Source organism: Alcanivorax nanhaiticus (assembly GCF_000756665.1).
GTDB classification, from domain to species: domain Bacteria; phylum Pseudomonadota; class Gammaproteobacteria; order Pseudomonadales; family Alcanivoracaceae; genus Alcanivorax; species Alcanivorax nanhaiticus.
Genome location: NZ_ARXV01000016.1, coordinates 22,973 through 40,342, shown reverse-complemented (window position 1 = coordinate 40,342; position 17,370 = coordinate 22,973). Strand labels below are relative to the sequence as shown.

Genomic DNA, 17,370 nt, shown 5'->3' with positions numbered 1-17,370 from the left:
GCGCTGCTCAGGATGGGTGGCTGCATCCAATTGGCCCTGCCGGACTGCCATCGGGGTTCCAGTTCTGTTCCTGCATGGCCGGGCCGCTGTTCCGATCCAGAATGACCGCGCTGCTGGCCCGGGTGCCGTAAGTGGCGGAGTGGATAAACACGGGCGCAACTAGGCGTTCCAGATCGATGCCGACGCCGGTATCGGGTAGTTCATCGTCAGCGGGCTGATGGCGATCGTTGACCACCGCTAGCAGCCGTTCCAGCTCGCCTCCCTGATTGAGTGCATTGCGAAGATCGTGTTTGGCGCGCTTTACCTTCGGCCAGGGATCATCCATTAAGCCGTTGCTCAGACCATGAATGCCGGGTGTCACCGGTTGTGGCGGAGCGCCCCGGTTGCCCAGGTACCAGAGGCTATCAGGGGTGCCCACTAACAGATTGAACGCGCCGTAGTGTTCCTGTTCTGCCGCCAGCTCATGTGCAAACTGTTCCGGGCTGGCAGAGGATTCCAGAAAGGCGGTGGGGAGCAGCCCGCGTGAGCGCTCGCCGGGCTGGCGGTCGGTGATCGGCTCGCGGTAGTTGGTGACCACGGCAAAGCGGCCATTTCGGTGAATACCCAACCAGGTGCCGCCTGCGGTCAGATCCAGTCCGCAGAAGATATCCCCGCGCCAGCGTGCGGGCTCCGCAGGACGGGCATGAAATTCATCCCTGTTCGCTGCTACACGTAGTGGCGTATCGGTATCCGGTTGCCAGTCCAGCAGTACAATGCACATGCGTCTTACCTTTCTTTATCTCGCGCGGCTGATGCCATCGGCGTGGCAGGGTTTTGGCCCCGGGGGTCTATTTTCTGAAGGGTTTCAGTCGCACGGCTCGGGTGTCCGGCGCCGGGCGTTCCCTCGTGCTAGCATACCTGTCTCGAGGGTGATTGGCAGTGAGTGGGAGAGCCGGTGCTGGAGCTGTTTCTGATTTGCCTTGGCGTGGGTGTAGGGGCCGGGTTGCTGGCGGGCGCCCTGGGTCTGGGTGGCGGTGTGGTGATTGTGCCGGCACTGATCTTTCTTTTTCATGGCCTTGGCTTTCCGCCTGATCTGGTGGCCAAGATGGCCGTTGCGACCTCGCTCAGCACCATCATCATCACCTCCATCAGTGCGGTCAGAACACACCATCGGGCAGGTTATGTGCGCTGGCCGGTGGCTTTCCGTCTTGGTGTGGGCATCGTGGTGGGTGCTTTTGCCGGAGCCTTCATCGCCGATGCCATGAAAGGGGAACTGCTGACCCGGTTGTTTGGTCTCTTTGCCATGCTGATTGCGTTGCAGATGCTGTTGATGGGTAACCGGCAGGTGGATGATTCTCTGCCAGAGCGGGTACCGGGAGCCTTGGGCCTGGGGATAGCGGGGACGTTGATCGGTACCGGGTCCGCCATTTTCGGTATTGGCGGTGGTTCGCTGACGGTACCGTTTCTGAGCTGGTGTCGACTGAAAATGCAGCAGGCCGTTGCGATTTCCTCAGCCTGTGGGCTCCCCATTGCGATTGCCGGTACGGTGGGTTTTGCGGTGGCAGGCTGGAATGAGCAGCATCTGCCGGATGGCGCGCTTGGATATGTGTTTTTACCGGCCACAGCCGGTATAGTGCTCACCAGTTTTCCGTTTGCCCGCCTGGCCGCCAGGGTCAGTCACCGCTTGCCTTCCGCTACCCTGAAACGAGTGTTTGCGGCGGTGCTTTTTGTGCTCGGGCTGAAACTGCTGTTTGGATAAGTGATTATGGAATTTCCCGTGATTGACCCGGTGGCCATCGCCATCGGCCCCCTCAAGATCCATTGGTATGGGCTGATGTATATGATCGGCTTTGCCGCAGCCTGGTGGCTGGGTACGGTCCGTGCGAAAAAACCGAACTCGGGCTGGACCCGGGATGAGGTCAGCGATCTGGTGTTCTATGGTGCCATGGGGGTGATTCTCGGTGGCCGCCTCGGTTACGTGTTCTTCTATAACTTCAGTAAATTTCTTGCCGACCCCATCTGGCTGTTCAAGGTCTGGGACGGAGGCATGAGCTTCCATGGTGGTGCCATTGGTGTGCTGGTGGCATTTGCCTTGTTCGCTCGCAGCGCCGGCAAGCGCTATTTTGAAGTGGCAGATTTTATGGTGCCCATGGTGCCTATCGGTCTGGCCACGGGACGTTTTGGTAACTTCATCAATGCCGAGCTGTGGGGCCGCACCAGCGATGTGCCCTGGGCCATGGTGTTTCCCTCCGACCCGGATCGCCTGCCGCGTCACCCTTCGCAATTGTATGAGTGTCTGCTGGAAGGGGTCGTGTTGTTCATCGTGTTGTGGGTCTATTCTGCCAAGCCGCGCCCGGCAGCAGCGGTTACTGGTCTTTTCGGTGTGGGCTATGGTGCGGCACGTACCTTTGTCGAATTCTTCCGTGAACCGGATGCTCATATTGGCTATCTGGCTGGTGGCTGGTTGACCATGGGCATGTTGCTGAGTATTCCGATGATTATTCTGGGTATTGCGATGATGGTATGGGCGTATCGCAATGACACCCGGCAGGCGACAGCGTAAAAGGTGATGGCATGAAGCAATATCTCGATCTACTCCGCCATGTGCGCGATAGCGGTACCTTCAAGGAAGACCGAACCGGTACTGGCACCTATGCGGTTTTCGGCTACCAGATGCGCTATGACTTGAGCCAGGGCTTCCCCATGCTCACCACCAAGAAACTGCATCTGCGCTCCATCATCCATGAACTGCTGTGGTTCCTGTCCGGTGAGACCAATATCCGTTACCTGAAGGAAAATGGCGTTTCCATCTGGGACGAGTGGGCGACGGAAGACGGTGAGCTGGGGCCGGTTTACGGTGAGCAATGGCGCAGCTGGAAGACTCCGGACGGCCAGGTGATCGACCAGATCACCCAGGTGCTGGAGGAAATCAAGCGCAACCCGGATTCCCGTCGTCTGGTGGTCAGTGCCTGGAACCCGGCAGTGCTGCCGGATCCATCCATCTCACCGGATGCGAACGCCGCGGCGGGCAAGCAAGCGCTCCCCCCTTGTCACTGCCTTTTCCAGTTCTATGTGGCGGACGGCAAACTGAGCTGTCAGTTGTATCAGCGCAGCGGTGATATTTTCCTCGGGGTGCCTTTCAATATCGCGTCCTATGCGCTGCTGACCTTGATGATGGCGCAGGTGTGTGGCCTAGAGCCGGGCGACTTCGTACATACCCTGGGCGATGCTCACCTGTACTCCAACCATTTGGAACAGGCGGATACCCAGCTGGCCCGTCAACCAGGCAAGCTGCCCACCATGACGCTGAATCCGGAAGTGAAGGATTTGTTTGCCTTCACCTTTGATGACTTCACTCTGAGCGATTACGAGCCCCACGCCCATATCAAGGCGCCGGTGGCGATCTGAGGCGGGTCTGACGTCGGAAGCCTGACGTCAGACGACTAAAACCTTCGCGTCCGACAGTTAGCCGTCAGACGTCAGACGGATTTCACTATGTCCATTCGACTTTCCATGATGGTGGCCAAGGCCAGTAACGATGTGATCGGCCGCGATAACAAGCTGCCCTGGTATCTGCCCAATGACCTGAAGTACTTCAAGCAGGTCACCTTTGGCAAGCCCGTGATCATGGGGCGCAAGACCTGGGAGTCGCTCAAGGGGCCGTTGCCGGGCCGGACCAATATCGTGATCACTCGCCAGGCGGATTATGTTGCCGAGGGTGCCAAGGTGGTCACGACGCTGGAAGAAGCCGTGGCGATGGCCGAGAACGTGGCGTTTATTGATGGCCAGGAAGAAGCGGTGATCATGGGCGGTGCGGAAATCTACAAACTTGCTTTGCCAGCGGCGGTCCGTCTCTACCTTACCGAGGTTCATGCCCAGGTGGATGGGGATACCTTCTTCCCTGAATACGACAAGTCAGAATGGAATGAGATCGGTCGTGAGGATTTCGCCGCAGAAGGTCCGAATCCCTACGATTATTCGTTCGTGGTGTACGAGCGGAAATAGAGAACCGCTAGCGCTGGCAGGACGATCTTGGAAAGATAATCTTCGCATCGAGGAGTTACGAGTCACGAGAAGCGAGTTTCGAAAGGCAAAACCGATTTTGATCTTCGAAACTCGAAACTCGAAACTCGTAGCTGATTTATCCCCGTGGCTCGATTATCACTTCACTCTTCACCGATTGAGCAATAAAGCACTTTTCGTGGGCGCGTTGATGCAGACCTTGAATGCGTGCGGTGTCGGGTTGCTCGCCATTGAAGGTGACCAGGGGCTGAAGCCGGATCTGTTTGACGAAGATTTTCGCCTGGGCGTTCTGGCCGAGTACCGCCTGCGGATCATCGTCGTAACTGGCGACGGACAGACCATCACGGGCGGCTTCAGTGAGAAACGACAAAAGATGGCAGCTGGCCAGAGCGGCGATAAAAGCTTCTTCCGGCTCCATGAATTCCTGCTGGCCGTGCTGTCCGTCGACCACGCGCACCTCGTTGCCATCCGGCAGGTGCCAGAGGTAATGATCCTGGTTGCCGTGAGCTGTCCAGCTCAGGTGCATGGTATGTTGTGGCACAGCATTTCCCCGCGTCTTGTTTCTTTATCTTTCCGAAGTATGCCACTTATCGACAACTTTGCCATGACAGGATGTAACCGGGTTGTTCCGTTGTTCTGTACTGCTCTAGGGCAAGGGGCGGTCAGGATGGAGTTTCCGTACCGGCCAATTCCCAGTAGCGAAAGATGGCAACATTGTTGATGACGGCCATCACGCTGATGGGAAGCGCTATCAGCAGGGCTGCGGCGACATCATGAGTCACCAGCGTGGCGATGGTGTTGGCAATGATGCTGCTGGTCATCAGATAGGTAAGGAAGACCAGCACGATGATCAGCAGTAATGGCCACTGTTGGGCTTCCGTCATGGCGAAGGACTGGCGCAGAGCCTGAATAGGGTGTCGGCGATGCAGAACAACCAGATAGGGAGCGAAACTCAGCCGCGCATAGACCCACAGGGCTGGGAAGAAAAATGCCAGCCAGCCCAGCGCGACTCCCATCGCGATCAAGGCGTAGGTAGCCAGCAAGGCCGGATACATTAGCAAGGAGGGAGCCATGCATGCCAAGAGCCCGCCGGGCTTGCCGGCGCCACTGCTGGCGAGCTGGGAAATGATAGTGCCCTCGGCCAGGGGGCGCAGCAGCATGATCAGCACCAGGCTGGAAGTGGTGAGCGTGAACGTCCCTTCCGGGGTTTCAGGAAGGGAAATGGCAGGACCGAATACCCATTGAAGTATTTCTGTGGCCAGCGCAAAGGGGGCGGTGACCAGAAACAGAGGCCCAAGGTGGCGCCACCAGAAATAGAGAATCTCGCGAAAACGTTGACCAATCATGGTGTCGCCGACAGATGAAAAAGTGACGCAACATTACGTCAGGCCGAACCCGATTTCCAGCAGGGGGAGGAAAGGATTCCGGCTGCTACCACCAATACTTGCCCCAGTTCTCCGGGTTTGCCCAGAACCGTGAATTATTCCAGCTACGTGGGAAATTGTAGTTGTCCAGATCGTAGCTGTAGATGTCCAGACTGCGACCTTCCTGCCGAAAGTGACCCTGCTCCCGACAACCCAGGGCCAGGAATCCGTTGGCGGGCCAGCGTAGCGTCTGTGGCGCCAGTGTCGGTTGATAAACCGCAACGACTGAATCGGTATGCAGATTTCGCAGTAGTCCCATCAGGGCTTCGCCATCACGGTGGGTCATGTATTCCAGCTGATCTGCCACGATTGCCATATCCACACGCTGGATTTCTTCCAGAGCATCGAAGGGAGTGATCGACTGGATTTCGATCAGTTCGCAGTCGTGATCTTTGCACCACTGACTGACAACAGGGATGGGGTTAAGGCTTACCGCCAGAAGGGAACGTGGCTGGTGGCTCTCGAGGATAGCGGCCAGACGTTCCTGTGGGGACTCGGTCATTGGGTGTGCCATCGCAGTATTCATGTTTTCAGTCTAACGCCAATGTAAGGGGCTTTGTAAGGTCCTTTCGATAGGGGAACGTAAAAAGGTGTGATGTACGGTAGATTGATGGGGATGGGTGTGGGGCCTGCGATAAAAATTTTTCACGTTAGGGGGCTGTGTGTTGTGAGCGGATTGTTGTGGGTAACGAGGTTCGAGTTGCAAGTTTCGAAAATCAAAAACGCACAATCCTTGCCATGAAGGGCTGATGCAGCATCTGCCCTGCCGTTGGTTTGCCTTTCGCAACTCGAAACCCGTTACTCGATCCTCTTGTCACGCATCGTGATGCCATCCGTAAAAAATCACACAGACACGTTGACGGCCGCCCAATCAATAATGATAATGATTCTCATTGAAGATATGGGAGTCCAGCATGACACAGCTGAAGAAGACCGTGACCTCGTCCCCTCGCCGGGTGTCCATTAATGCTGAGAGCAGTGTGCCCAGCACCCTGTTGCTCAATCATCAGGGCAAGCTGTGGATTGAGCACGCCGGCGAGCGTTATTTACTGCGTCGCACCTCCAACAATAAGTTGATTCTGACGAAATGACGCAGCGTGTTTCCTGTTGCGTCTGTTTTTCTCCCTGACGTGGATCGCCAGCCGCCGCCAGCTTTCCACACCTAATGACAAATGACGCTGACTCCTCAGCGTCTGGCGATTTGGAGGCAGTATGTCGGTAATGGCATGGCCCTCGGCGCCGGCGGCATCCCCTCTGTTAAGACAGTGCAGCGCTGCCCTTGGTGACCGGGTATTGCGGTTGCAGGACGAACCGTTGGCAATTCTCAAAGCGTTGTATCGGTTGGGCTCGCTGGTGGTCACCACCTTCACTTCAGCGTCCCGGATTTCCCAGAACATGAACTATCCGGCTTTCACTGACGGTGAATGGTGGCTGGAATCGGTGGGGGAGCGCTGCCGCCTGCGGCAGACCCTGCAGGTGCAGCAGTGGCACACGGTGCTGGCAGTGCTGGAGCCAACCGGCACCTTGCCGGCCCGCAGCCTGCTGTTCCTGGATTATCAGGGGCAACCGCTCCAGCAAATCGCTGTCGCGCCAAACAGCGGCGGCCTCGCCTTCGAAGAGTTGGTTTGCGCCATGCTGCACCCGGATCAGCGCCGGCTTAATCTGCCTGCAGGAACCCCTTGCCGGACAACGGAAAGGTTGGCTGGCCTGAGTGAGCTGGAGAGAGACTGGGAAGGAAGCCGTGATGATGATGACTTTGCCCGGTTGTTGGCGCGTTGCGATGAACATCGCGGGATACTCTATGACGCAGTCCGCGACAGCTTTGCCTGCCAGGTCCTGCCGGAAACCCTTGCGGTTGTGCTGGGAGAAGCCGCCGAACGTGATGCGGCAACCACCCTGTGTGTGGGCAACAACGGCGTGAGGCTTTGCATGACGGCTCCCTGGTCTTCACCGCGTTGGCAAGAAAGCCACTGTCACCTCGCTCACAATGGCGCCCTTGTGTCGCTGGATATGTCGAAGATGAGTAGCCTGTGGCGGTTACGCAAGCCGGGAGACGGACAGGTTGTGACTGCGCTGGAAGCACTGGATGCCAGGGGAAACTGGTTGTGGACCCTGTCCGCCGGAGAGGATGAGCAACAGTGGCGCGGCTTGCTGAGGGATAGCGTGATGGGGTAGGCGATGAGTTACGAGAAGCGAGTTTCGAAAGGCAAAACCGGTGCGCACGGGGGTTGGTTTTCGCAACTCGAAACTCGTTGCTTGCTTCAGCGTGTTCAGAAATGCTCGTCGAAAGCCTTCAGCAGGCTGATGATTTCACTCACGTCCTGTTCCATTTCCTTCAAGGCTTCTTCTGCCATGGGAGCCACATCGCAGCTGCCGGGTAGTGGCGCGTTCGCATCCATCATGGCACGAAAGCGTGCGACGAAGACCCACTGTAACCATTCGCTGAAGTCCATGGTGTCGGCGAAAAATGGTGTCTGACTTTCAAATGCTGAGGGCGCAGGTGGGTGGGCGCTCCACAGCCCCTGCTTCTCCAGTTCGGCTTGCAGGTCATCAAGAATGGTGGTGAGGGCGGTTTGTCTAGTCATTGCGCTATTCACTTATCAAATGAGGCTGCCAGGCCCGGGATTTCATCCAGGGTAAGGATATGGTGGCGAGGGCGTTCAAGTTCAACCGGCCAGTCCATCTCCACCAGATTTGCCCAGACAGCATGCATGCCGTGCTCACGGGCGGCATGGACGTCCTCCAGCGGATGATCACCAATATGCATCGCCTGGGAAGGGCAGACGTCGGCATCTCGTAGCGCGGCTGCAAACATGTCCGGGGCAGGTTTGCGTTTGCCTATGGATTCAGCCGAATGGTGAAAGGCAAACAGATCATCGATACCTATCAGCTTAAGGTCGGCATTGCCGTTGGTGAGCGCGCCGAGTAAGTAGTGACCGGCCAGTTGTTCCAATACCGTCCTGGCACCGGGAAAGAAGCGGACCTGATTACGGGCAGTGTGGAATACCTTAAAGGCATCCATGGCAATGCGTCTGGCTTCGGCTTCATTAAAACCATGTTCCATGAAGGCTCGCCTCATAGCGTCCTGGCGGAGCGCTGTCAGGTTGTCCAGATACTGGGGTTTTTCCTTGAGTAGTGCGGTGCGCACGGCACGCACCCGCTCGGCGCTCAGTGCAGCGGCAGCATCCGGGTGGTTGTCGGCAATCCAGTCACTGCAGGTTTTTTCCGCATGATGGATGACTTCATCCACCGGCCACAGGGTGTTGTCCAGATCGAAGGTGATCAGTTTGAGTTTGCTCATGGGGCTAGTTTAGCGCATGGCGGATGCCGCTGCGCCTCTCAACGTTGTGAGCTGCCAACAGGGCTGATGGGGCAGGATCAGAAGCCTCCCTTCGGTCGCCTCGCTGCGCTCGGTTTCGCGGTGGAACCACCGCTCCCACAGGGAAGTGGACGTTATTCGTCGTCGTCCTTGCTGCGGCGCTGTGCCCTGGGATGGGCGCCGTCGTAGACCTGGGCCAGGTGCTGGAAATCCAGATGGGTATAGACCTGAGTGGTGGCGAGGTCGGCATGGCCGAGGAGTTCCTGTACCGCGCGCAGGTCGCCGGAAGACTCCAGCAAATGGGTGGCGAACGAGTGACGCAGTTTGTGGGGGTGGAGATGGTCGTCCAGGCCTCGTTCCAGAGCGTGTCGTTTCAGGCGTTGCTGTACGCTGGAAGGAGACAAACGCTTGCCGTTCTTGCTGAGGAAGATCGCTTTTTCGGCGTTGTCCTTGACGAACAGGGGGCGTGCTTTCAGCCAACGCTTGAGTGCGGCCACGGCGGGTTTGCCCATGGGTAATTGTCGTGTCTTGTTGCCTTTGCCGGTGACCAGCAACTGGGCGGCGTTCATATCGACACTGTCCAAATCCAGACTAAGCAGTTCGGCAAGCCGTAGCCCGCAGGCATAGAACAGTTCCATCATGGCCTGGTCTCGCAGGCTGAGCGGGTCGCCCTTGTCGGTGCCGGCATCCAGCAGCTGTGTCACCTGATCCGCATCCAGCGCCTTGGGCAGGCGCTTGCCGCTCTTCGGCGCGCGTACATCCACCACCGGATTGTCCCTGGCGATGCCTTCGCGCATCAGATAACGGTAGAAGGTACGGAGTGTGGAAAGCTGTCGGGCAATGGTTTTGCCACCCTTGCCCTGGCGGTGAAGATTGGCCACCAGCGAACGAATATCGTGCACCGTCACCTGCGCCCAGTCCTGCTGACCGAGCACCCGCGAGGCTTCTTTCAGGTCACGCTGATAATTGCTGACGGTATGCGGCGAAAGCCGCCGCTCCGACTCAAGGTGTTTCAGGAACGCAGTAACAGTGTCGAGGTCGCGAGTTGCGCTGTTCACTGTTAACTATTCACTGTTCACTGATTTTCTTGGCTGCCTGATGCGGATACTGACGCAGCACTTCATGCAGGCGGCGGCTGAGGACTTGCCCAATGTGGGTAATGAACAGGGTGCCCAGTGAACTGCGGAAGTGCATGGCACTCTTGCTGCCAATGGCCAGCAGACCCAGTCGGCCCTGATACTCCAGTGGTACCATGGCTGCGGAGCGGATGTCGGTGGCGTGTTCCTTGAACAGCGCTTCCATCTCTTCCTGACGCATGGCACCACAGACAGCCTTGCCACTACGCAGCAGGTTGCTCAGTGCCGGTGGCAGAGCGGTGCTGTCTACACAGCGGATCTGGTTACGCAAATCGCCGAGGATCGGCACTTCGCGGTCGTAGAGCATCAGCGAGACACGGTCACTGCGAAATTCATCACTGAGGCTGGTCAGCAGATTGCGGAACAGTTTTTCCGCGCTGCGGGCTTCCAGTAGCGAGAGGGTCAGTTTGCGGGTCTTGTCAAACAGGTGGTCGTTTTCCCGGGCCACATCGAGCAGTCCGTTGAGGCGATCACGCAGTTCGGTGTTGCGCTCGCGCAGGATGGAAGCCTGACGTTCCAGCAGAGAGACGGCCTGACCCTTGGCGTCAGGCAGCCGTAACAGTTCCAGCAATTCCGGGCGCTGTTCAAAGAAGTCCGCGTTGTCGCGCAAATAGGCGGCCACCTGATCGGCGCTTACCGGGCTGTGATCCGTCATCTGTCTATCCTGTGCTGGTGGGGTCCGTCTGTGCGGATTCAGTCAGTATCAACTTCGATGGTGCCATCATAGACACGGCTGGCGGGCCCTGTCATCCGAATGCCGCCGGTTCCTGCATATTCGATCTGCAGGCTGCCGCCGGGCAGGTGCACGGTAACTTGCTGGTCCAGTAGGCCACGACGCTGGCCGATAACCACGGCGGCGCAGGCACCGGAGCCACAGGCCAGAGTTTCCCCAGCGCCACGTTCATAGACCCGCAGGCGGACTTCGGTACGGCTCACCACCTGCATGAAGCCCACATTGACTCGTTCCGGGAACTGTTCGTGGCTTTCCAGAAGGGGGCCAGCGGTTTCCACCGGTGCAGTGTCCACGTTTTCCACCAGCAGGGTGCAGTGAGGGTTGCCGAGGCCTACCGCACCCACTTCCCAGGCCTGGGTGCCAGATACCAAAAAGTAACTGTCGGCTTCTTCAGTGGCGGCCATGGGAATGTCCTGTGGGGCCCAGCGAGGGGCGCCCATATTCACCGTCACCTGATCGTCTTCCGTCAGGCTCAGGGTCATCTGTCCGGCGGCGGTTTCCACCACCACTTCATTCTTGTCCGTCAGCCCTTGCTCGCGGACAAAGCGGGCAAAACAGCGGGCGCCGTTGCCGCACTGGCTGACTTCCGAGCCGTCGGCATTGAGAATGCGGTAGCGGAAGTCTGCTTCGCCACCCTGAGCAGGCTGGACAATCAACATCTGGTCGAAACCGACCCCAAAATGGCGACTGCCCAGGCGACGGATCTCATCCTCCGGGAACGGCAGGCCGTTCTCAGGCAGGGACTGGCTGATGCCATCGATGACCATGAAATCGTTGCCGAGGCCATGCATTTTGGTGAAACGCAGATTCATTGCGGGTGTCCAGGTACAGGGTAAAAGGCCATTGTACTCCGGCTGATGGGCGGCGTCAGGGGGCGTCTTGTTATTGCCACCTGTAAGAGTGCCGGTTATTCGCTTCGCTCACCCCTTCGGGGCCGTCTTCGACGTTCCTACGCTTCGCTTGGTGAGGCGCGAACAACCCGGTTTCGAGTCACGAGAAACGAGTTTCGAAAACCGACACCCCCAAACGGGAAGGGTTTTGCTTTTGCCTTTCGCAACTCGCGTCTCGAAACTCGTTACTCGCTCACGCTCGTTTCGCGCCTCAAGCGGCGCTCCTACGGCCATAGGGTTCGGTGTACAATGCCCCCTACACTCTTTCAGGCTGCCATCATGCTTTCCTATCGCCACAGCTATCACGCCGGTAATTTCGCCGATGTCCTCAAGCACATCGTGCAGATCGCCATCATCGAGTACCTGAAAAAGAAGGACAAACCCTTCACGGTGCACGATACCCACAGTGGTGCCGGCAATTACCTGATCGATAGTGAGCACATGCAGAAGACCGGGGAATTCCACGACGGGATCGAGAAGCTGCTGGATCATCGCACAGAGATCGGCGTGATTGATCAATATGTGAAACTGGTGAAGCAGCTCAATCCGGTGGGCAAGTTGCGTGAATATCCGGGGTCACCGCGTATCGCTGCCAGTCTGCTTCGTGAGCAGGACCGACTTCAGTGTACCGAGCTACACAGCACCGATTATGAGCTGCTCAGTAAATTGTTCGCCGGCAACAAGCAGGTAAGGGTGGAGAAAATGGATGCCTGGCAGGGCATCAAGGCCATGCTGCCGCCCCAGCACCGCCGCGGCATGGTGCTGATTGATCCGTCCTACGAGCTGGAGCGTGATTATCGCGATATGTTGCCAGCCCTGAAGATGGCCATGGAGCGCTGGGCCACCGCCACTTACGCTATCTGGTACCCGGTGATGGACCGTAATCGCACCGAATCCTTTATCCGTCAGTTCATCAAGGCGGAAATCCCCAACATGCTGCGGGTGGAATTGTGCGTCAGACCCGATGCCTCCGGCCGTGGTATGACCGGCTCCGGCATGTTGGTGATCAACCCGCCCTACACTCTGGCCCAGCACATGGCCCAGGCCATGCCCTTACTGGAAAAGCACCTGTGTGAAACCGGCGGCCATACGCTGGTGAAGCGCCTGACCGAAGAACAGGCATGAGTGCGCTGTTACGGCCGGCTCGTCGTGAGGATACGGCTGAGTTATTACGCCTGATCCGGGAGCTGGCGCGCTACGAGAAGGCAGCAGATCAGGTGGAGACGGATGAGGCGCAGCTGGCATCCACGCTGTTTGATGCCGGTGCTACCGCCCATGCCATTGTGGCCGAGCAGGGTGGCCGGCTGGTCGGCATGGCGATCTACTTCTTTAACTATTCCACTTGGCAGGGGCGAAACGGTCTCTATCTGGAAGATCTTTTTGTTGAGCCGGAGCAGCGCGGAGCGGGCATCGGCAAGGCGCTACTGGCTCGCCTTGCTGCCATCGCGGTAGAGCGTGATTGTGGCCGTTTCGAATGGAGCGTGCTGGACTGGAATACGCCCGCGATCGAGTTTTATGAGAGCTTGGGAGCCCGTGCCCAATCCGAGTGGGTCCGTTACCGGCTGGAAGGTGAGGCCTTGCAGGCCCTTGCCCGAACAGCGAGCCAGGGAGTCTCTGAATAACGCCTTGCATGCTCAGTCTTTCAGGCTGGTTCGCCCCCTCGGCCAAGGTAAAGAGGGGCGCGCTTTTGAAGGCATGCTGAGCACGCAAGGCGTTATTCAGAGGCTACCTAACGCGCCGACGGCTGGCGCTGCATGGCACCGGATGGACTGGTAGACTGCGCCGCTTTCAGCGCCGCCGTGAGTGCTTACTCGCTGCCGGGGGCGTATAACGGAAAGTCCTTGCTCCGGATCCTGCTGCCATGACCGAGACCCGAATTCGTCGCCCCTCCCTCCCGGATGCCCTGTTTCCGATAGTGGTGCTGATCGCCCTGTTGGCCGCAGCGGTATATCTGTATGGCGATGATGCGTCCTACGGTCCTAACCAGATTGCGTTGCTTTTCTGCGCTGGCCTGGCGTCCCTGATCGGGCTCAAAAACGGGCTCACCTGGCGCGAAATTGAGACCGCCATGGTGAAAGGTATCTCGGTGGCGCTGGGAGCCATTCTGATTCTGTTGATGGTGGGCGCACTGATCGGAACCTGGCGGTTAGCGGGCATCGTGCCGTCACTGATCTACTTCGGTCTGGAGCTGATGAACCCGTCGCTGTTCTATGCGGCGGCCTGCCTGATCTGTGCGGTGATTGCGCTGAGTATCGGTTCCAGCTGGACCGTGGCAGCGACGGTGGGGGTGGCCCTGATCGGGGTTGCCAGCGGCCTGGGGCTTTCCTTGCCCGTGGCGGCTGGCGCGGTCGTTTCGGGGGCTTATTTTGGTGACAAGATTTCCCCGCTTTCCGAAACCACCAACCTGGCACCGGCAGTGGCTGGTTCGGAGCTGTTCGAACACATCCGTCTGATGCTGTGGACCACCGTGCCCTCCATCGTTATCGCCTTGCTGATCTTTCTGGTGATGGGCTTGAGCACAGACATTCCGGACGCTGGGGAGGATAGAATCGCGCCTCTGCTGGCCGGGCTGGAAAGCCAGTTTCATATTTCCATTATTCACCTGGTGCCACTGGGTTTGCTGTTGTTCATGGCGCTCAAGCGCATGCCGGCCCTGCCCGCCATTTTTATCGGCGCGCTGGTAGGTGGGGTTTGGGCATTATTGTTCCAGCCGGATGCCATTGCGGTGCAGGCGGGCGTAGCGGATCCGGATTGGGCGCTTACCTTGCAAGTCGTCTGGCAGACCTTCTTTGCCGGCATCACTGTGGATGCCGGGGATGCCGCGCTGAATGATCTGCTCTCCGGCGGCGGCATGGCCTCCATGATGAACACCGTGTGGCTAATCATGTGTGCCATGGCCTTTGGTGCGGTGATGGAGAAAGCCGGTTTGCTGGCGCGTCTGATCGAAGGGCTGCTGGGAATGGTGAAGGGCGCGGCAGGATTGATTACGGCGACGCTCACTACCTGTTTTGGTAGCAACATCCTCACTGCGGATCAGTACATCTCCATCATCATGCCGGGTCGCATGTTCCGCGAAGAGTATGAGCGGCAGGGGTTGGCGCCAGTGAATTTGTCCCGCGCCCTGGAAGACGGCGGCACTATCACCAGCCCGCTGATTCCCTGGAATACCTGCGGCGCCTACATGCAGTCGGTACTGCTGGTGCCGGTGACGGATTACCTGTTCTTCGCCTTCTTCAACCTGATCAACCCGGTGCTGGCACTGGCCTATGCGTGGCTGGGTATCAAGGTGCTGCGCTTGACGCCGCCCGTTCAGGCCGGTGTCATTTCTCGTTGAATAGCAGCACCAGTGTGCCGCCGCGTAGTACGCTGCCGTAATTCAGATTGATCCCGATACCCACATTGTCCACGAACGGGATGTTGATCTTGCGCACATCCAGCAGCCAGCCGACCCCGGCTTCGTAGTAGTAGTGGTTGCCTAACGCATCACCCAGATCGCCGCCAAGGTCATAACGGGAGGCCTGCATCCAGACATTCTGGCCGGGCAGGAAGCGGGTTACATAGGGGTGGCGCCAGCGGACGCCGTTGGACCAGTACCAGGCTTCCGGTTGTACTTCGTGGGCGGCCCGATCCGTATCGAAGGTGCGGCCTCGCATGTAGTGAAAATCGCTGATCAGTTTGACCTCGGTATCGCGCCCGCCCACGAACCAGGTGGCGCGCACGTGGGGCTCTGCTTGCCAGGCGTTGGCAGAATAATTGGTGATCAAACCATCCACCAGCGGAGCCAGAGCCTGGGATTCCGGGGTGTTGAAATCGGTGCTGTTGCGATAGCGCTGCAGATTCAGGTTCATGCCCACCGCGAGCCCGAGGTGATCGGTGGCGCGATGCCGGAGTTCGCCGCCTGCGGTTAGCGTGGTGACAGAGCTGTCGATGCTGTCCTTGGCAAGGTTGTTGGAACTGACGATCTGGGTTTCCTGGACCTGCCCCAGATAGGCTGCTTTGACACCCAGCACCAGGGTGTTGTCCTTTTCTCCGAGCGGGGTGTTCCAGGTGTAAGGCAGCGAAAAAGTGCGGATGCGTTGCCGGATCTGCTGGGCTTCCAGTGAACCCAGATCTTCGTTTTCCAGCCCGACCACGTCGTTAGGGTTGAAGTCCCAGAAGCCAAAGCGTACCGCATTGCCACCGGTGAGCAGTACGGCGGTGGCATAGCTTTCTGCCAGGCCCAGACGAATGACATTATCCAGCGGCGTGGCAGCACGGCCAGGCGCCGAGAACAGGCAGAACAGCAGGATAAGGTAACGCGCCATGATCGTTCGAGGTGGTGACGGTGGCTCAAGTTAAACACAAAACCACGGGAGCTGGCTGTAGCGTGGTTGGGCATCGCGGCGGAACCGCCGCTCCCACTGTTGAGTCTTGGCCCCAACGCACTCGCGTTGCTGAACCTTCTTAAGGTAGCAGGGATTCCAGCTTGAGCTGATCGTCAAAGGTTTCCCGCTGGCGCACCACAAAGGCCTGGTCGCCATCCACCATGATTTCGGCGGGGCGGTTGCGGCTGTTGTAGTTGCTGGCCATGGCGAAGCCGTAGGCGCCGGCACTGCGTACCGCCAGCAGATCGCCGGTCTCCAGCGACAGGGCGCGGTCTTTGCCAAGAAAGTCACCGGTTTCGCACACCGGGCCAACGATATCCCAGTTGCGGCAATCCGCATCATGGGGCTTCACCGGCACGATGTTCTGCCACGCCGAATACAGGCTCGGGCGAATCAGATCATTCATGGCGCCGTCGACGATGGCAAAGTTCTTGTGCTCGGTGGGCTTGAGGAACAGCACCTGGGTCACAAAGATCCCCGCGTTGGCGGCAATGGAGCGCCCCGGCTCAATATGCACCGGCAGGTCCCCGGGAATGTGCTTGAGCAAGGCCTGTACATAGGCCGCGCGGTCCGGCGGGGTTTCGTCGTTATAGGTCACACCCAAGCCGCCACCCAGATCCAGATGATGGATCTCGATGCCGTGCTGTTGCAGGGTGCCGAGCAGCTTGAGGACCCGCTCCAGCGCATCTTCAAACGGTGCCAGATTGGTGAGCTGGCTGCCGATGTGACAGTCGATGCCGAGGATGCGGATGTGTGGCATCTCGTGGGCACGCTGGTACAGGGCCGGGGCCTTCTCGATATCCACGCCGAACTTGTTGTCTTTCAGGCCGGTGGAAATATAGGGGTGGGTCTGGGCGTCCACGTCCGGGTTCACCCGGATAGCGATGGGCGCTTCCATTTCCAGCTCGCCCGCCACCAGGTTGAGCAATTCCAGCTCGGCGGCAGATTCCACGTTGAAGCAATGAATGTTTGCCTTCAGGGCGGCGGCCATTTCGGCGGCGGTCTTGCCGACACCGGAGAAGACAATCTTGTCCGGATCGCCGCCGGCGCGAAGTACCCGCTCCAGTTCACCACCGGAGACGATGTCGAACCCGGCACCGCAGCGGGCCAGCACGTTCAGCACGGCCAGATTGGAGTTGGCCTTGACCGCATAGCAGACCTGATGGGGATGATCGCCAAAGGCTTCGTCGAACGCCTTGTAGTGATCCTCCAGCGCAGCGCGGGAGTAAAGGTAAAGCGGGGTGCCGAACCGTTCGGCCAGCTGTTCTACTGGCAGTTCTTCGGCGAACAGTTCACCGTCGCGGTACTGGAAATGATCCATGATCAGTCCTGTTGGTCATCTTGCTGAGCATCGTCAGCGGTGTCTGGGGCCGGTTGGCTGGCTGCCGGCTGTACGGGTTCCTCGGGGGCAAAATACAGCGGGCCTTTCTGGCCACATCCGGCAAGAAGGGCGAGCAGGCACAGGGCAGAAAGACGCATGGTCAGGCTCCGGCGTAGCTGGC

21 protein-coding genes are annotated in these 17,370 nt (G+C 58.6%); 9 read left to right on the top strand and 12 right to left on the bottom strand.

The window, feature by feature from the left end; genetic code table 11:
• Positions 1-7: 7 nt before the first annotated feature.
• Positions 8-760: an NRDE family protein gene (locus Y5S_RS16010; protein WP_035234461.1), complete on the bottom strand. Its 753-nt coding sequence runs from the start codon at positions 758-760 to the stop codon at positions 8-10.
• A gap of 174 nt (positions 761-934) precedes the next feature.
• Between Y5S_RS16010 and Y5S_RS16005 the strand changes: the two genes are divergently transcribed.
• From Y5S_RS16005 to Y5S_RS15990, 4 genes are all read left to right on the top strand, one after another.
• Entirely contained in the window at positions 935-1,738 is an 804-nt protein-coding gene (locus Y5S_RS16005) for a sulfite exporter TauE/SafE family protein (RefSeq protein WP_197055166.1), read from the top strand.
• A gap of 6 nt (positions 1,739-1,744) precedes the next feature.
• Positions 1,745-2,542, top strand: coding sequence for a prolipoprotein diacylglyceryl transferase (lgt, locus tag Y5S_RS16000; RefSeq protein ID WP_197055165.1), 798 nt, complete (start codon positions 1,745-1,747; stop codon positions 2,540-2,542).
• An 11-nt stretch (positions 2,543-2,553) separates the two neighbouring features.
• Entirely contained in the window at positions 2,554-3,387 is an 834-nt protein-coding gene (locus tag Y5S_RS15995; RefSeq protein ID WP_035234460.1) for a thymidylate synthase, read from the top strand.
• Positions 3,388-3,474: 87 nt separating this feature from the next.
• Entirely contained in the window at positions 3,475-3,984 is a 510-nt protein-coding gene (locus tag Y5S_RS15990; RefSeq protein WP_035234459.1) for a dihydrofolate reductase, read from the top strand.
• A 136-nt stretch (positions 3,985-4,120) separates the two neighbouring features.
• On the opposite strand, the gene Y5S_RS15985 is transcribed toward Y5S_RS15990, so the two are convergent.
• The 3 genes from Y5S_RS15985 to Y5S_RS15975 form a co-directional block, all read right to left on the bottom strand.
• The gene (locus tag Y5S_RS15985) at positions 4,121-4,543 is read right to left on the bottom strand and encodes an OsmC family protein (protein ID WP_231552719.1); all 423 of its coding nucleotides are present in this window, start codon (positions 4,541-4,543) and stop codon (positions 4,121-4,123) included.
• Positions 4,544-4,664: 121 nt separating this feature from the next.
• Positions 4,665-5,348, bottom strand: coding sequence for a hypothetical protein (locus tag Y5S_RS15980; protein ID WP_035234455.1), 684 nt, complete (start codon positions 5,346-5,348; stop codon positions 4,665-4,667).
• A gap of 85 nt (positions 5,349-5,433) precedes the next feature.
• Positions 5,434-5,952, bottom strand: coding sequence for a DUF6231 family protein (locus Y5S_RS15975; RefSeq protein WP_035234453.1), 519 nt, complete (start codon positions 5,950-5,952; stop codon positions 5,434-5,436).
• Positions 5,953-6,340: 388 nt separating this feature from the next.
• Here Y5S_RS15975 and Y5S_RS15970 point away from each other — a divergent pair, with 388 nt between their 5' ends.
• Positions 6,341-6,517, top strand: a complete 177-nt coding sequence (locus Y5S_RS15970; RefSeq protein WP_035234452.1) for a hemin uptake protein HemP — start codon at positions 6,341-6,343, stop codon at positions 6,515-6,517.
• A gap of 121 nt (positions 6,518-6,638) precedes the next feature.
• Positions 6,639-7,601: a ChuX/HutX family heme-like substrate-binding protein gene (locus Y5S_RS15965; protein ID WP_035234451.1), complete on the top strand. Its 963-nt coding sequence runs from the start codon at positions 6,639-6,641 to the stop codon at positions 7,599-7,601.
• Between the two features lie 95 nt (positions 7,602-7,696).
• Here the strand turns inward: Y5S_RS15965 and Y5S_RS15960 are convergent, their stop codons facing one another.
• The 5 genes from Y5S_RS15960 to dapF form a co-directional block, all read right to left on the bottom strand.
• Entirely contained in the window at positions 7,697-8,011 is a 315-nt protein-coding gene (locus tag Y5S_RS15960) for a YqcC family protein (protein WP_035234449.1), read from the bottom strand.
• Positions 8,012-8,019: 8 nt separating this feature from the next.
• Positions 8,020-8,727 carry an HAD family hydrolase gene (locus Y5S_RS15955; RefSeq protein WP_035234447.1) on the bottom strand — a complete coding sequence of 236 codons (708 nt, stop codon included), beginning with the start codon at positions 8,725-8,727 and terminating at the stop codon, positions 8,020-8,022.
• Positions 8,728-8,879: 152 nt separating this feature from the next.
• Positions 8,880-9,803, bottom strand: coding sequence for a tyrosine recombinase XerC (gene xerC, locus Y5S_RS15950; RefSeq protein WP_035234445.1), 924 nt, complete (start codon positions 9,801-9,803; stop codon positions 8,880-8,882).
• 10 nt (positions 9,804-9,813) lie between these two features.
• Positions 9,814-10,536 (bottom strand): DUF484 family protein, encoded by a 723-nt coding sequence (locus Y5S_RS15945; protein ID WP_035234443.1) that lies wholly within the window; start codon positions 10,534-10,536, stop codon positions 9,814-9,816.
• 38 nt (positions 10,537-10,574) lie between these two features.
• Complete coding sequence (gene dapF, locus Y5S_RS15940; protein WP_035234441.1) at positions 10,575-11,426, bottom strand: diaminopimelate epimerase; 852 nt, start codon at positions 11,424-11,426, stop codon at positions 10,575-10,577.
• Between the two features lie 327 nt (positions 11,427-11,753).
• On the opposite strand from dapF, the gene Y5S_RS15935 reads away from it, so the two are divergent.
• The 3 genes from Y5S_RS15935 (at position 11,754) to nhaC (ending at position 14,838) form a co-directional block, all read left to right on the top strand.
• Positions 11,754-12,629: a 23S rRNA (adenine(2030)-N(6))-methyltransferase RlmJ gene (locus Y5S_RS15935; protein WP_231552718.1), complete on the top strand. Its 876-nt coding sequence runs from the start codon at positions 11,754-11,756 to the stop codon at positions 12,627-12,629.
• Positions 12,626-13,126 carry a GNAT family N-acetyltransferase gene (locus Y5S_RS15930; protein WP_035234438.1) on the top strand — a complete coding sequence of 167 codons (501 nt, stop codon included), beginning with the start codon at positions 12,626-12,628 and terminating at the stop codon, positions 13,124-13,126. Before Y5S_RS15935 ends, Y5S_RS15930 begins: the two co-directional genes overlap by 4 nt.
• Positions 13,127-13,365: 239 nt before the next feature.
• Positions 13,366-14,838, top strand: a complete 1,473-nt coding sequence (gene nhaC, locus Y5S_RS15925; RefSeq protein ID WP_035234436.1) for a Na+/H+ antiporter NhaC — start codon at positions 13,366-13,368, stop codon at positions 14,836-14,838.
• On the opposite strand, the gene Y5S_RS15920 is transcribed toward nhaC, so the two are convergent.
• From Y5S_RS15920 to lptM, 3 genes are all read right to left on the bottom strand, one after another.
• A complete protein-coding gene (locus Y5S_RS15920) occupies positions 14,825-15,808 on the bottom strand; it encodes a Solitary outer membrane autotransporter beta-barrel domain (protein WP_035234434.1) in 984 nt (327 codons plus the stop codon). The genes nhaC and Y5S_RS15920 overlap by 14 nt on opposite strands.
• Positions 15,809-15,947: 139 nt before the next feature.
• Positions 15,948-17,189, bottom strand: coding sequence for a diaminopimelate decarboxylase (gene lysA, locus Y5S_RS15915; RefSeq protein ID WP_035234432.1), 1,242 nt, complete (start codon positions 17,187-17,189; stop codon positions 15,948-15,950).
• A 2-nt stretch (positions 17,190-17,191) separates the two neighbouring features.
• A complete protein-coding gene (gene lptM / locus Y5S_RS19520) occupies positions 17,192-17,347 on the bottom strand; it encodes an LPS translocon maturation chaperone LptM (protein WP_231552717.1) in 156 nt (51 codons plus the stop codon).
• Between the last annotated feature and the right edge of the window lie 23 nt (positions 17,348-17,370).

What these genes read in the sequence shown, in the direction of transcription:
- Y5S_RS16010 (WP_035234461.1), bottom strand. Translation starts at nt 760, where the DNA reads ATGTGCATTGTACTGCTGGACTGGCAACCGGATACCGATACGCCACTA.
- lgt (WP_197055165.1), top strand. Translation starts at nt 1,745, where the DNA reads ATGGAATTTCCCGTGATTGACCCGGTGGCCATCGCCATCGGCCCCCTC.
- Y5S_RS15995 (WP_035234460.1), top strand. Translation starts at nt 2,554, where the DNA reads ATGAAGCAATATCTCGATCTACTCCGCCATGTGCGCGATAGCGGTACC.
- Y5S_RS15990 (WP_035234459.1), top strand. Translation starts at nt 3,475, where the DNA reads ATGTCCATTCGACTTTCCATGATGGTGGCCAAGGCCAGTAACGATGTG.
- Y5S_RS15980 (WP_035234455.1), bottom strand. Translation starts at nt 5,348, where the DNA reads ATGATTGGTCAACGTTTTCGCGAGATTCTCTATTTCTGGTGGCGCCAC.
- Y5S_RS15975 (WP_035234453.1), bottom strand. Translation starts at nt 5,952, where the DNA reads ATGAATACTGCGATGGCACACCCAATGACCGAGTCCCCACAGGAACGT.
- Y5S_RS15970 (WP_035234452.1), top strand. Translation starts at nt 6,341, where the DNA reads ATGACACAGCTGAAGAAGACCGTGACCTCGTCCCCTCGCCGGGTGTCC.
- Y5S_RS15965 (WP_035234451.1), top strand. Translation starts at nt 6,639, where the DNA reads ATGTCGGTAATGGCATGGCCCTCGGCGCCGGCGGCATCCCCTCTGTTA.
- Y5S_RS15960 (WP_035234449.1), bottom strand. Translation starts at nt 8,011, where the DNA reads ATGACTAGACAAACCGCCCTCACCACCATTCTTGATGACCTGCAAGCC.
- Y5S_RS15955 (WP_035234447.1), bottom strand. Translation starts at nt 8,727, where the DNA reads ATGAGCAAACTCAAACTGATCACCTTCGATCTGGACAACACCCTGTGG.
- Y5S_RS15945 (WP_035234443.1), bottom strand. Translation starts at nt 10,536, where the DNA reads ATGACGGATCACAGCCCGGTAAGCGCCGATCAGGTGGCCGCCTATTTG.
- dapF (WP_035234441.1), bottom strand. Translation starts at nt 11,426, where the DNA reads ATGAATCTGCGTTTCACCAAAATGCATGGCCTCGGCAACGATTTCATG.
- Y5S_RS15935 (WP_231552718.1), top strand. Translation starts at nt 11,754, where the DNA reads ATGCCCCCTACACTCTTTCAGGCTGCCATCATGCTTTCCTATCGCCAC.
- Y5S_RS15930 (WP_035234438.1), top strand. Translation starts at nt 12,626, where the DNA reads ATGAGTGCGCTGTTACGGCCGGCTCGTCGTGAGGATACGGCTGAGTTA.
- nhaC (WP_035234436.1), top strand. Translation starts at nt 13,366, where the DNA reads ATGACCGAGACCCGAATTCGTCGCCCCTCCCTCCCGGATGCCCTGTTT.
- Y5S_RS15920 (WP_035234434.1), bottom strand. Translation starts at nt 15,808, where the DNA reads ATGGCGCGTTACCTTATCCTGCTGTTCTGCCTGTTCTCGGCGCCTGGC.
- lysA (WP_035234432.1), bottom strand. Translation starts at nt 17,189, where the DNA reads ATGGATCATTTCCAGTACCGCGACGGTGAACTGTTCGCCGAAGAACTG.
- lptM (WP_231552717.1), bottom strand. Translation starts at nt 17,347, where the DNA reads ATGCGTCTTTCTGCCCTGTGCCTGCTCGCCCTTCTTGCCGGATGTGGC.